This window comes from Bacillus sp. LSHTCR4 (assembly GCF_057197025.1).
The window spans coordinates 2,194,242-2,207,688 of the sequence record NZ_JBXUNO010000001.1 but is presented as its reverse complement, the minus strand read 5'-3'; the positions used below and the strand labels follow the sequence as shown (position 1 = coordinate 2,207,688).

General features: G+C 35.1%; 12 protein-coding genes. 10 read left to right on the top strand and 2 right to left on the bottom strand.

The features are described from left to right. Positions 1–80: 80 nt before the first annotated feature. Entirely contained in the window at positions 81–539 is a 459-nt protein-coding gene (locus tag AC2CGR_RS11295) for a VOC family protein (RefSeq protein WP_087967726.1), read from the top strand. A 127-nt stretch (positions 540–666) separates the two neighbouring features. Here AC2CGR_RS11295 and AC2CGR_RS11290 read toward each other — a convergent pair whose 3' ends face one another. Then, the gene (locus tag AC2CGR_RS11290; protein WP_087967728.1) at positions 667–1,752 is read right to left on the bottom strand and encodes an S-layer homology domain-containing protein; all 1,086 of its coding nucleotides are present in this window, start codon (positions 1,750–1,752) and stop codon (positions 667–669) included. 403 nt (positions 1,753–2,155) lie between these two features. Between AC2CGR_RS11290 and AC2CGR_RS11285 the strand changes: the two genes are divergently transcribed. Further along, positions 2,156–2,488 carry a DUF3895 domain-containing protein gene (locus tag AC2CGR_RS11285; protein WP_001071925.1) on the top strand — a complete coding sequence of 111 codons (333 nt, stop codon included), beginning with the start codon at positions 2,156–2,158 and terminating at the stop codon, positions 2,486–2,488. Positions 2,489–2,589: 101 nt separating this feature from the next. On the opposite strand, the gene AC2CGR_RS11280 is transcribed toward AC2CGR_RS11285, so the two are convergent. Then, positions 2,590–3,297 (bottom strand): DNA alkylation repair protein, encoded by a 708-nt coding sequence (locus AC2CGR_RS11280; protein ID WP_071726151.1) that lies wholly within the window; start codon positions 3,295–3,297, stop codon positions 2,590–2,592. A 349-nt stretch (positions 3,298–3,646) separates the two neighbouring features. On the opposite strand from AC2CGR_RS11280, the gene AC2CGR_RS11275 reads away from it, so the two are divergent. From AC2CGR_RS11275 to AC2CGR_RS11240, 8 genes are all read left to right on the top strand, one after another. Next, on the top strand, positions 3,647–4,105 hold the full coding sequence (locus AC2CGR_RS11275) for a hypothetical protein (RefSeq protein WP_071726150.1): 459 nt from the start codon (positions 3,647–3,649) through the stop codon (positions 4,103–4,105). Positions 4,106–4,642: 537 nt separating this feature from the next. Continuing rightward, positions 4,643–6,418: an S-layer homology domain-containing protein gene (locus AC2CGR_RS11270; RefSeq protein ID WP_484480914.1), complete on the top strand. Its 1,776-nt coding sequence runs from the start codon at positions 4,643–4,645 to the stop codon at positions 6,416–6,418. A gap of 324 nt (positions 6,419–6,742) precedes the next feature. After that, positions 6,743–7,492, top strand: a complete 750-nt coding sequence (locus AC2CGR_RS11265; protein WP_098215180.1) for a DnaD domain-containing protein — start codon at positions 6,743–6,745, stop codon at positions 7,490–7,492. A gap of 80 nt (positions 7,493–7,572) precedes the next feature. Further along, positions 7,573–9,963, top strand: coding sequence for a penicillin acylase family protein (locus AC2CGR_RS11260; RefSeq protein WP_484480826.1), 2,391 nt, complete (start codon positions 7,573–7,575; stop codon positions 9,961–9,963). A gap of 552 nt (positions 9,964–10,515) precedes the next feature. Then, entirely contained in the window at positions 10,516–11,343 is an 828-nt protein-coding gene (locus AC2CGR_RS11255) for a helix-turn-helix transcriptional regulator (protein WP_484480825.1), read from the top strand. 292 nt (positions 11,344–11,635) lie between these two features. Further along, positions 11,636–11,875 (top strand): cupin domain-containing protein, encoded by a 240-nt coding sequence (locus AC2CGR_RS11250; protein ID WP_000997182.1) that lies wholly within the window; start codon positions 11,636–11,638, stop codon positions 11,873–11,875. Between the two features lie 201 nt (positions 11,876–12,076). Continuing rightward, positions 12,077–13,144, top strand: coding sequence for a glycoside hydrolase family 113 (locus AC2CGR_RS11245; protein ID WP_131102617.1), 1,068 nt, complete (start codon positions 12,077–12,079; stop codon positions 13,142–13,144). 89 nt (positions 13,145–13,233) lie between these two features. Further along, positions 13,234–13,425 (top strand): DUF378 domain-containing protein, encoded by a 192-nt coding sequence (locus AC2CGR_RS11240; protein ID WP_000670803.1) that lies wholly within the window; start codon positions 13,234–13,236, stop codon positions 13,423–13,425. Positions 13,426–13,447 lie beyond the last annotated feature (22 nt).

Genomic DNA, 13,447 nt, shown 5'->3' with positions numbered 1-13,447 from the left:
GATGATTTCAAATATATTTATTTGTATGATAAAGACAAAATATATTTGGAAAAACCGTAATGTAGGGGGAGGGATACATAATGATACAAAGCATATATGAAACTCATTTACATGTAAGAAACTTAGAAAAGGCGATAGATTTCTATCAAAATAAATTAGGTTTAGCATTAGCAAAAAAACTATCGAAAAGGCGGGGTGCTTTCTTTTGGATAGGAGAAAATAAAAAACAAATGCTTGGATTATGGGAAGTACATAGTAATGAAGATTTTGAGACGAAACACTTCGCTTTTTGTGTAGATTTAGAGTTTTTGAAGAATTCTAAATTGTGGTTAGAGAATCGTGGAATAGAGGTGATAGGAAGTCAGGGGAAAGGGAATGAAGAGCCAATTGTTCAAAGATGGATGCCAGCTGTAAGCGTATATTTTCTAGATTGTGATGGAAATAAATTAGAGTTTATTTCTATGTTATATGATGATCCGGATGAATTAGAATATGCAACGTATTTAAGCGAATGGGAAGCGGAGCACCAAGAAAAATAAAGTTTAATCAGTAGGAGTTTTATAGCTTTGGATTTTGTTAAATAGATAAGGAAAAATAAAATCCCTCAAGAAAAGGCATGTTCTTGAAGGATTTTTTATGCTTTATATATTTTATATTGCTTGTAACTTAGTAATTAAATTTATTTTTAGATATTTCAGCGCGTTGAATATAACCATCAGAGAAGCTGAAATAAAGAGAATAGCTTCCTCGATTATATATGAAGCCTTCACTAGTCATATCTTCTCCGATTCCATCTGGTTCACCAAACCACTCTTTCAATTCGTTAATAGTGATATCCATTTTCACCGATATATATCTAGCGTCCCAAGGATACATGTCAATATTATAATCGCCGTATACCGCTATATTAGGTGCATCACAATCTGTACATGATGCTTTCTTCAAAACATCAGGTGCTCCATATTCTTTTTTTACCTCGGATAGATCTTTACCTAATGAATTTAATTTAAATGGACCAAACGTCCCATTCTGTAAAGCTGTTGTTAGCATTTGTTTTAATTCTTCTTTTGAATTGATGTTGAAATTATAATCTCTGTTTTTTGCTATTGCGTTATAGAAAAATTGTGCATACTGCTCACGCTTCACAAATGTGTTTCCGTTAAAATTACCTGCCTCGTCACCTTGTGCTATACGGTTACTACGCAGTGTATTTACAGCTTCATAGGCCCAATGACCTTTTGGTACGTCTTTAAATTTCCCTTGTTCTTTTGATTCTAAATGAAATGCTCTTTGTAATATTACTGCCATCTCATAACGAGTTAATACATCATCAGGACGAAATGTACCTGTTCCATCTCCTGTCATAATTCCAGCTTGCGCAATGGCTTTAATATCCTTTTCAAACATATGATTTGTAATATCACTAAACATATTTCCTTGTTTATCGTCTGCAATTAAACCTAAATATCGATTGACTAAAGAAGCTACCTGTCCTCTAGTAACATTGTCGCCAAAACCAAATTTCCCATTTCCATACCCCTTATAAATCCCTGCTGCCGCTAAGTAATCAATAGCATCTTTTGACCAGTGGTCCTTTGGTACATCTGTAAATACAGTATTTGCATTGCTAGCTACCTTATAGTTATTCGTAGTTGTTTCTGCATTTACTGTACCTACCAGTGTTGTAGTTGCTATTGCTGCGGTGATTACGAATCCGAAAAACTTTTTAGTTTTGCTTGTTTTCTTGCCCATTTGCGCAAGCCTCCCCAGTTTCATTTAACTTTATTAAATATACGCATTACAAATATGCATGTAATTCAACTAAATGCATGCATCGTAATTATAACATGTAAATGACAATTATTTGTTATTTATTTCCGTAATGTGGATAAATTTTCGATAATATAACTGAAAATGTAATATTTGGATGATGAATGTTCAGCTCTATTTAATAATGGTACATACAGTAAAATGTTTTGTTTTCCAATCTACGATAGAAAATAGAACGTATATTTGGTATAATCGAAATATACTATATGAAACGATGTACATGAGTTTGACATTTACGTACTTAGGTACGTACTACATAACAATAACTACGCTATACAATTCAGTTTATGTTATACAAATCAATTGTTAGAAAGGAAAAGAAGGAATGAATCAAATTTCATTTGAAGATTTATTTGAAGAAGAAAACAAACGAGAAAAGGCGGAGGTAGCTAATATACCAGTACCTTTATCGCCATTACAAAAAGATATATTGGAATTAGTAGATTCTGAAGAAATAAGTGCACTTGAGCTATGTGAACAATTAATACGATCTGGCAAAATATCAGATGAAAGATTCACAACGAATAAGCCGAAAGCATATGGACAAGTATGTTTAGTGTTGGAAGACTTTGTTAAAGAAGGAAAGCTTACTTTTGTCAAAAGCGATGAGAAAAGAGATAGAGTTTATAAATTGAATGAAGAAGTTTCTAACATGTAAGTTATCCAGAGGGAAATGAATGTTTTCTGAGAGGAGAGCTCAGTAGTCAAAGAAAAAGGTGGTTAACAATCTTTCTTGATTGATAACCGCCTTTTTCTTTTTTAACATCTTACATATTTACGTTTGAACCCAAGTCTGCCTCTATCAAGTTCTTTCTGAATACTTTCTGCAGCATTTAGCAAACTGCTTTTTTTATTAGCACGTTTTACTTCAACTATACCAACTTCTTTTGCAATCTCGACTGCCTTTTCGTGTAGTGGCACATATGAAATTGCTACCGTGTTTAGAAAATTATTCATAGCGGATTTTGTTCGTTCTGGCGAATCATGAATCGTATTTTTCACCATTTCAAGCATAGTGGAAATTTTACTTTCAGAAAACTCATTGTCTTTGCGATTTCCTAAAAGCCAGCAGTAGCAACTCCAACCTGCAGACATTTTAAGCTCGTCCCCACTTGCAATCCATTTATCAGCAACATCTTGTGCAATATTTGATTCTGATAAAGTGACTGCCACCACATAATCAGACAACATATAAAAATACGCTCCGTCTATCCAGCGATCAAAATCAGATTCACTCATAGCTTTCGGATCCGCAATAATGCCTGCAAAATACATAGCATCGTAGTTGCCTGTGGCATAAAGTTCTTCTGCTAACTCTTGATTTACTTTTATTTTTTTAGCGATTGGTTTCATAGCACCTGTAGCTACGCCGAAAACTGGCTCGTGCGCACCGTTAGATATGTATATTTTTTTCGTTCGTTCCTTGCCTAGGGCTTCAAGCTCCTGCATAACTGTTTTAAAATCCAAAGCTGTGCACTTCCTTTCTTCATGTAAAGACCATTTTAATTGCGAACAACTAGCCAATATTTTTTATCATGTTTTCCATACTTTCTAATTTTAAATCTTATGTGAGTAGGATGTCTACTTTCTATAATTTGTCGATAGTGCAGGTAGTAATTTTGAAAATCTAGCTATTTATAATTGTGAGGGTATTATATGAAAGTAAAGGGGAAGGCAATACTGAGGTTTAGTTTTTTACATAGATTTTTAGAATGAAAATAATATTTTACCTTTGACTCTTTCTCGGTATTATTATGTTATTATTTGGTAAAGGGATAAATGGAATGTAAAGTTAAACATGTGAGGTTGGTTATAAATGATAAAGAAATTTACGAGAATAGTATTAACTGTAGTTATGCCAATTAGTATGATTGTGGGTTGTGGAAATACTGAAAAAACTGAAGCAAAAGAGCCGAAAGCGGTACAATCGGAGAAAAAGGACTATACGGATTACTCATATGGAAGCAAAGGTATAGTAGTAAGTGGCAAAGCGAAAGAACGTCAACAATACGAGGTTGGATATATGGATGATAACAAGTTAATTGGGATTGACGAAAATATTGAGGACTGTATTGTGTTAGATAATAAGGATAAAGCAGGTCTTGTTTGGAAACAAATAGAGCGTGGATCGATTATTGAAGTGCAATATGGTAAGGATCGCAATGATATCGTAGGCGTACAATTAGTAGGAGATCGTGAGCCATACGAAATTAGTGATAAGTTTGATCGAAATACGATAAACGAGATTGTCGAAAATGTTAAAGGGAATTTGTAATAAAAGCGAAAAGGAAAAAATATTTAAGTTTACTATTCATAACTTCTTTTAATTTGAAATAGTTTTCCAAAGTATCTTGCACATGATATAGAGTTTCTCGTCTATAAAAACGTCTGAGTAATCACTTATATATTTTCATTCCTTATCGTAAGAATGTAAAAATGTTACTATTTTCAAAGGGAAAAGTACAAGGAAACAGGATTTATTTAATAGAGACTTGATAGTTATGAAAAATTATAAAAATCCTTATTGTTGAAGCAAAATAGTAAAAGGTATCCAAATCTATTTTTTGAGAAGTAGTGGTGTGTAAGGGAAGAAGTATTTTTGACGGCGATTACAATTGGTTATAAAGTAATGTCTGTTAAGGGATTTTTTAGAAACTATAAATTACCTACTGGGGATAAATTGAAAGTATTTATAAAAGGGTGGAATAAACGTAGTTTTATACATACATAGTAGATTCATAGTATTTCAATAATGAAAAAATAAAGGGAGGTCGAGATACTTATACGAACAGTGTAGGTATCAATGAAAGCAATGAATATTAAAAAACGAGTAATCGCACTATCAACAAGTCTAGTAATGTTAGGGAGTGCACCTTTATCAATATCAGCAGAAGAGATAAATAAATCTCATACTGACCAGATTAGTATTGCACAAGGGGAGCGTGGAACGAACGGATTACGTTATTCTAATTTCAATCTAGAAACTCCAGATTACATGCAAATTAATGAAGCAGAAGTATCAGAGAATGAGAAAATTCTTCTAGAAGAATATAAGCATAAACATAATGAAACAGAAGAGTTACATAAAATGAAAGAAGCGAAAAAAGGTGAAGTAGCAGAAGATGAAGCTATTTCAAATATTGAAAAGGCATTTGAACAGGTAGACGGTCGAAATGATGGCTCTACTCGTGAAATGAAGCCGTTTGAAAAGCCAAGAGCTATTCAGTATAGTGCATCGATTACTACAAAGAAATATGGAACACTTGCAGGTGTACCGTTTGTAGAGTGGATTGTTCCAGCAGGAAATCCTGATATTCGCCCTGGTAATCCGATGAAAGCACGCTATATTACAATTCACGAGACTGCAAACACCGCTCGTGGTGCAAATGCTGAAAATCATGCGAAATATTTGTATAAACAAGCAACGGAAGGTACGTTCCGAACTGCTTCTTGGCATTTTACAGTGGACGATAAACAAATTTATCAGCACTTACCAACAAATGAAAATGGATGGCATGCAGGAGATGGCGATGGGTCAGGAAATAGAGAGTCTATCGGTATCGAAATTTCAGTTAACCAAGATGGAGATTACAATAAAGCATTAGAGAATGCAAAGAGACTTGCAGGTTATTTAATGAACAAAGAAGGAATTAGCGCGGATCATATTTATAGGCATCAACAATGGAGCGGTAAAAACTGTCCTGATATTTTAATTTCTCGTGGAAATTGGACTGGCTTCGTACAAGGTATTCAATGGTATGCAAATATTAACGCACAAATTGATTCGCCTTTACAGGAAAGAAATGAGCTATTTGATTCAAATGAATATAATCCAGCTGAACCTAATATGGAGCTTGTAGTGAATGGTGATGGTATAAACGTACGTAGCGGTTCGGGACTTGAGCATCATATCGTTCGTAAAGCTTCAAACGGAGATCGTTACAAAGTATTAGCAGTTAAAAACGGTTGGTATAAAGTAGGTAATGATGAGTGGATTTTCTATAACCCAAGTTGGATTAAGATAAACTATAATGTGCCAAATAAAGAAGTGCAAAAACCAAAAGATGATATTACAGGTGGATGGTTTGAAGGGCATATTCGTAAGCTAAACAGCCTAGGAATTATGAACGGTGAAGGAAATGGTGTATTTGCGCCTTATCGTAATGTTACGAGAGCTGAGTTTGCAACATTAATCTCAAATGCTCTCAAGCTACCAGAAGGAAATAAGTCATTTGTAGATATGAACAAAGCGCATCCATCGCTTCATAGCGGTATTAAACGTAGTGCAAGTGCAGGAATTATTAACGGTCGTGGCGGCGGGGTTTTTGATCCTAACGCATCTATCACACGTGAAGAAGCATCGATCATGATTGATAACGCATTACAGTATAAAGGTGTTACAGGAGAATTAGTCGCATTACCATTTAGGGATAAACATTTGATCACATACAAACAGCCTGTTCAACGATTATACAGTTTAAAGGTAGTTACTGGTGTTGGAAATAATGAGTTTAATCCTAAAGGGACAACAACTCGTGGTGAAGCAGCTGCCTTTTTAGTAAAGATGTTAAACTCTATGCAGAAATAAATGAATTGTATGTAGTAGTTTATACTGGTACAAGGAAAAGTAATAAGGATTTTAAAGGAGCTATTCAAATGGAACAGCTCCTTTTTATATTAGCCACTATGAAGCCCCTTCCAAGCCCCTTATAAGCACCTACCAAGTAATAAATCACTAAGAAAAAACAAAACAAAAACAACTACAAGAACAAAAAAGCACGAAAAATTAAAACCGTCGTTGTAGTAGTTAAAAAAATTTGGAATTCAACTGCAAAAACCAAGCCCTTACTCCTATATGTATATTGAAGGATTGAAATCTGCCTTTTTATGAATACGAGGAGGAGGTAAACATATGGCGGTGTACCGTAATGTGCAAGTGAACTTTTGGCAAGATGAATTCATATTAGATTTAACGCCAGAGGAGCGTTATTTTTACATATATTTGTTAACTGGTACGAAAACGAAGCAATGTGGAATTTACGTATTACCGAAGCGTGTGGCAGAACTTGAAACAGGCTACAATATGGAGACTGTTGAGAAGTTATTAAATAGGTTTGTTGAATACGGAAAGATTTTATACGATGCGGAAACGAAAGAGTTATACATACTAAATTGGTTACACTATAACCCTATTTTAAATACGAATGTAGAAAAATGTGTGTTACGTGAGTTAAAGACTGTAAAAAATAAAGAATTCATCCATATGTTTTTACGTAAATGTCTGGAAGAAGAATGGAAGATTCCATTGTTGTTGCAGCATTTTGGTATGCCGGAAGAAGAGGATAATAATAGTTCGGAAGTAGTTATTGAAGAGAAAGAAGTAGAAGAGGTAGAAAGTATAGAAGAGGCGGTTCCCAATAGTAAAGTGTACAAGTTTTATGAACAACATATTAGTAGTTTATCCCCATATGTCGTGAAGGAATTGAAGAAGTGGATACGAAAAGTTTCAGGAGAAAGAGTATTAGAGGCACTTAAAATTGCATTTGAACAGAATAAGCGAACGTTTGCTTATGTGAAGGGGATTTTGAGGAATTGGTGTAAGAAAGGACAGGGGAATTTAATTGAAGGAAAGGAAGGAGAAGTTTGTTTACATGATCCATAACATGGGAAAAGAAGGATTTTTCCTATTCAAAAAGGTTCTTTCAAAATAGAAGCGAATAGTTTGAGAAAGGAGGGGGTTAAATGGAAGTCGTCATAAAGAAGAAACAAACTAGAGGTAAGAGAATTTTTATTTGGTCGAGTAGTATTGTTCTTTTGTTAATAATTTGTACAGCGATTTTTTTGAACATATATACGCTTAAATCTGTGCCAAAGATAGATGGAACGATAAAGATAGAGGATTTACAACGTGCTGTTACGGTAAAGCGAGATAGTAAAGGGGTACCGCATATTAAAGCGGAAAATGCACATGATTTATATTTTTCGCAAGGGTATGTACAAGCGCAAGATCGGTTGTTTCAAATGGATTTAAGTAGAAGGCAAGCTTCTGGTATGTTAAGTGAAGTTGTGGGGGAAGCAGCTGTTGATCGGGATAAGTTGTTTCGAACGCTCGGTTTACGGCGAGCAGCAGAAGCTTCTGTTAGTCAATATGACGGGGAAGCGAAATATGCCCTGCAGTCATTTGCTGATGGGGTAAATGCTTTTATACGCGAGGCAAAAGAGGAAAAGAAATTGCCGGTTGAGTTTACTATACTAGGATATGAGCCTACTGAATGGTCCATTGTTGATACGTTAACGATTGGAAAGTATATGGCGTTTGATTTAGGCGGACATTGGCACGGGCAGGCGTTTCGATATTGGGCGCTGAAAAATTTACCGAAAGAGCAAGCAAATGAGTTATTTCCTACATATCCGAAAGATGCGCCTAGATTGCTAGCTGAACTCGAGAATACAAATGTGAATGTCGCACAAAGTTTTGCAAAAACGATCATTCCACCAGAGTTTAATGGTAGCAATAACTGGGTCATAAGCGGTGAGAAGAGTGCGTCTGGTAAGCCGATTTTAGCGGATGATCCTCATTTATCTCTTGCGACGCCTTCAATTTGGTATCAGTCGAAACTTGAAATGAAAGATTTACATGTGAGTGGCGTTATTTTCGCTGGCGTACCAGGCGTTATATTAGGACACAATGACAAAATAGCATGGGGCGTTACGAATACAGGTCCTGATGTGCAAGATTTATATATTGAGAAGAGAAATCCTAATAATGAAAATGAATTTCTGTATAACGATAAGTGGGAAAAAGCGACTGTTGTTGATGAATCTATTAAAGTAAAAGGCGGGAAAACAATTCCGTATAACGTTACAGTTACGAGGCATGGACCAGTCATTTCGGAGTTTGCGGATAAAGGGAAAGAGAAAACGAAAACAGTATTCGCTTTGAAATGGACTGCTTTGGAACCTTCCGCTGAATTAAAGGCTGTATTAAATATGAATAAGGCGAAAGACTGGAATGAGTTTGAAACGGCTCTTCAAGACTTCCATACCCCAACTCAAAACTTTGTATTTGCATCAAATGACGGCACAATAGCTTATAAAGCGAATGGAAATATACCAGTGCGTAAAAAAGGCGATGGGAGTTTACCGGTGCCAGGGTGGACAGATGAATATGAGTGGGAAGGGTATATCCCATATGATCAACTGCCAAAAGTAATCAATCCAAAACAAGGGTTTATTTCAACTGCGAATAATAAAATTGTGGATGATAACTATCCGTACCATATTAGTAATACGTGGGCACAGCCATATAGGCAAATGCGTATTCAAGAGTTTTTACAAGAGAAGGAAAAGTATACGGTGAAAGATTTAGAAGAGTTACAGATGGATCAAAAAAATTTATACGGGAAAGAATTTGTCCCTATATTTTTAAAAGAGTTAAATAAAGCATCTTTAAACGAAGTAGAGAAAGAAGGCGTAAAACAATTAACAAAGTGGAATTTTTATGATAATAAAGATGAAGCGGCACCATTACTATTCCATTTGTTAATGAAAGAGATTTCAAATACGCTATTTTCAAAAGAAATACCGAAAGATGTGATGGAGTTATTTGAAGGGAAGTCACAAGTTGTTGATGAATTGATTCGAAAAGAAGTAGCGGGAGAAAATACCACTTGGTTTACGAAGCACGGAGGCTTCACGAAAGTTGTGCATACATCGTATGAAAATGTAATGAAGAAATTACAGAAGGAATATGGACCGAATGTTGCGGAGTGGAAGTGGGGCGATTACCATCAACTTGCTTTTACACATCCAATCTCAAAATCATCTAGTATGTTAGCATTACTTGCATTTAATCGTGAAAAACCAGTTCCGATTGGTGGAAGTCAAGTTACCGTTCAAGCAGCGAGTTACGGAGATAACGGTATTGTCAATCACGGAGCTTCTTGGCGATTCGTTATTGATACGAAAGATATGTCAAACGGTTATCATATTGTAGGGCCGGGACAATCAGGACATTTTAGAAGTGATTGGTATCATGATCAAATAGATGATTGGGTAAATGGAACATATCATACGACTACATTGAATACGGAGGGGATAAAGGGGAAGGTGTTAAATTTAGAGCCGAAGTGATAGGATGTTTTTGTTTGTGGAGGGGACTAGTAATAATCTTTTTGATAATGAAAGCTTATCATTTAGAACATAACCCAGTTCTTAAATCATTTTAACAGCCAGCCTACTATTATTTAATTTGATAGTAGGCTATTTCCATCTTCGAAATACGCTGTAGCAACTTCTTCAGGCTTACGATTATTTCCACATGCTGCAAGTGCTGTAATTAATAAAGCTATTACAACTATTAACATGATCATTTCAGTTTTGAGGGGAATTAGTTAACAAAGACCAGATTTTATTTGTAACAGAACTGTCCCTCTGTACCCCTTTTTTCGTCATTTTTCTAGGCCATCCAACTTGACAAATGTTTTTTTATCAAACTATAATGAAAATCATTATCAATAATGTAGGGAGGATACTTTTGTCAATAAATGAAAAAAATATATTTATAGGTTAATAACCTGATCTTGTTAAGTCGTATGTACTATTTTTAGTTTAGCGTTGCCCAGAATGTACCCCAATTAATCTCGCGAATTACAAGAAAACTATTATTGAAATGAGGCGTGCATTGTGAAGTTGGACGTGAATGAGTTAGCAGAGTATCTTGCCAATAACCCTTTCCGAGTAGAAGGAGTATATCGTTATGCTAAAAATCCAGGTGTGCCTTGTGCGGAGTCTACAGATTCTTTCCCAGGATTTGTATTCCCAATTGCAGGGAAGACGCAATTTCAATTTAATGGTACGCCGTATATCCTTTCCCCAGGAAAAGTTATACATGGGGGTGCAAAAATGACATTAGCCCATAAAATGCTTGGTGAAATAAACTGGGAATATATTCTTGTTTTATATCAGATAAGCAATTCAGAACGAGAAAACTCTAGCTTTACTCATCGGCATTTTGAATTATTAACAGGACAATCTCCTCGTCTTGTTGAAGTACTTATGCGTCTTTGGGATGTGTATAATCAGCGTGGAGGCATTTCGATGCTTCAGACCGAAATGCTGTTTCGCGAAGCGTTGAATGAAGCTTTATTAAGTGTTGTCAATAGAGAAAACAACTATGAGTCGCATATTCTATTCGAACGAATATCTATTTACGTTCATGAATACTATTATAAAGATATTACAATACATACGCTTACAGAACAAAATAATGTTAATCGAAATCGTCTTTCTTACGTGTTTAGAAAGCATGCAGGTATGGGGCCAGCAGAATATTTATTGAACTATCGTATAAAGATGGCTCAAAAAATGTTATGTACAAGTAGTGTGCCTGTACAACAAATTGCACAGGCTGTTGGAATCGCAGACCCTTTTTATTTTAGTAGAGTTTTCAAGAAGCGAGTTGGCATTTCGCCTACTAACTATCGCGAGAAGTTCATCAATAATCCATACTAATATCAACAGGGGTCCATTCGTATTTGAAAATCACTGTTCTATACTTATGGAGAGTTAAAGGAAACATTGGATTGAAAGAACTTTCATTGAAATCATTCCTTTGTACTATCTGAATGAAAAGTTCTGGCCGGAGCATTTTCTTTTTAAGCGTAATGACGATTTTTTACTTAGATTACTGTAATATAGTGGAAGTTAAAAATGAGGAGGGATTATTATCCATTACCAACCTATTAAACTAAATGACGAGTTATCTAAAATTAACGATTATTGGTATCCACAAGTAATTGGTGAAATGAATGATGATCAAATTCAGCTTTTTAAAGCTAATGGAGATTTTATATGGCATGAGCATCCTAATACGGATAAGCTATTTATTGTGCTTGAAGGGGAGATGTTCATCGATTTTCGTGATGGACAGGTGAAAATTTCTAAGGGCGAGATGTTTATTGTCCCGAGAGGCGTTGAGCATAAACCTTTCACTGAAAAGGAATCCCACATCATGTTGGTAGAGCCTAAAAGGGAAATGGATTGATAATCGTAAAAAGATAAAAAAGGAGCGGAAATCCGTTCCTTTTTTATTTATCTTACTATTTTTAGGAGCTTAGTATGAATAAGATGTAAATAAAGGATGAATAGCATTTTTATCAATAAAAATTTATTGGATTTTTTGTGGAATATATATGAAACATTGTATAAAATAATCAAGAAAGCCAAAAATTATAGGGGGAAAGTTGTGAAGAAAAATAAGAGTTTAATAAGTTTTTTAGGAGTGTTTATTATGCTGTTTTCTTTTTGTTTTCAAGGAAATGTACAAGCAGATGTAAATACTGTTCAATCTGGAAAAATCAAATCAGGAAATGTAACGGTATGGGAAGTTGGAAATGTAGCGAAAGTGTTAGCTGATGTAGAGCGCTTAAATTTAAATACAGTAAATGTACCGATTCAGGTAGATATTCCGAATGTGACTTCTACGAATATGGTAATTAATCAAGCGCAAAAGCAACAGGCTATTATTTTAATTCAGGAATTATTAAAGCGTAATATTCAAGTTATCGTGGAACCGTTCCCATATATTCAGCAAGGGAATGTTGGGGAAACGGAATGGAATCCAAGTAATATTAATGATTTCTTCTGGAATTGGAAAACGATTATTTTGCAAGACATCTTTAACTCGATTACAAGTAAATACAATGTGTACGGGCTCAAGATTGCTTCTAATTTCGTGAATATGGAATATGCAGAAGGATATTGGAGCGATACGATTGATTTTGTTCGTCAGCAGTATAAAGGAAATGTTTTGTATCAAATGAATTGGTGGCTAACAGCAAGCTGGGATCCTTCATATGAAGCGAAGTTTGTTGAGAAAATAAACCGTCCGTATTTAAAGAAGGTAGACATTGTTAGTATCGATAGTTGGTTTGAAGTGTCAGGAAAAAGAAATCCATCATACGAAGAAGTGAAGCAAAGTTTGTTTGCGACGACAGTATATAATCGTGGGCAGAATGTTGTTCAGCAACTAGAACAATTACATAAAGCAACAGGAAAGCCCGTATACTTTGGTGGATTTAACGTTCCAGCGCGTGAACTAGGTTTGCAAAACCCGTGGAATCCAGATGTTTCTAATGTGCTTTCAAAAGACGTACAATTAAACGGATGGCGCGCTTACCGTAATGTATTAGAACCGAAACCATATTTTAAAGGTTTTTCAATTTGGTTTATTGGATCTAATAATAGTGCGCATGCGTATCAAATACATAGTCAAGAAACGGCGGCAGTTATTAACGGCTGGTACCGAAAATAATTTTTATAAAATAGGTCAGTTTTAAAGTTTACCACATATATTTCTAGTGAAAGGCCTTTCACCATCTTATCACCTAGGGGGCAATCATAATGAAATTTTTGTCTTACCTTACAGTAATTTTGGTGATTCTTGGCGGTTTGAATTGGTTATTTGTAGCGTTAGATTACAATGTAGTTGAGAAATGGTTTGGTTCTATGCCGGCGCTTGTGGACACTATTTATTGGCTCATTGGTCTTTCTGCAATTTATCAAATTTTTGATCGGTTCTTCACGGATAATTAGCAATTATACTTTATTACTAGAG

Excerpts from the sequence above, each read along its gene's own strand:
- AC2CGR_RS11260 (WP_484480826.1), top strand. The coding sequence starts at position 7,573 with ATGGAAGTCGTCATAAAGAAGAAACAAACTAGAGGTAAGAGAATTTTT.
- AC2CGR_RS11270 (WP_484480914.1), top strand. The coding sequence starts at position 4,643 with ATGAATATTAAAAAACGAGTAATCGCACTATCAACAAGTCTAGTAATG.
- AC2CGR_RS11285 (WP_001071925.1), top strand. The coding sequence starts at position 2,156 with ATGAATCAAATTTCATTTGAAGATTTATTTGAAGAAGAAAACAAACGA.
- AC2CGR_RS11240 (WP_000670803.1), top strand. The coding sequence starts at position 13,234 with ATGAAATTTTTGTCTTACCTTACAGTAATTTTGGTGATTCTTGGCGGT.
- AC2CGR_RS11275 (WP_071726150.1), top strand. The coding sequence starts at position 3,647 with ATGATAAAGAAATTTACGAGAATAGTATTAACTGTAGTTATGCCAATT.
- AC2CGR_RS11265 (WP_098215180.1), top strand. The coding sequence starts at position 6,743 with ATGGCGGTGTACCGTAATGTGCAAGTGAACTTTTGGCAAGATGAATTC.
- AC2CGR_RS11295 (WP_087967726.1), top strand. The coding sequence starts at position 81 with ATGATACAAAGCATATATGAAACTCATTTACATGTAAGAAACTTAGAA.
- AC2CGR_RS11250 (WP_000997182.1), top strand. The coding sequence starts at position 11,636 with ATGAATGATGATCAAATTCAGCTTTTTAAAGCTAATGGAGATTTTATA.
- AC2CGR_RS11290 (WP_087967728.1), bottom strand. The coding sequence starts at position 1,752 with ATGGGCAAGAAAACAAGCAAAACTAAAAAGTTTTTCGGATTCGTAATC.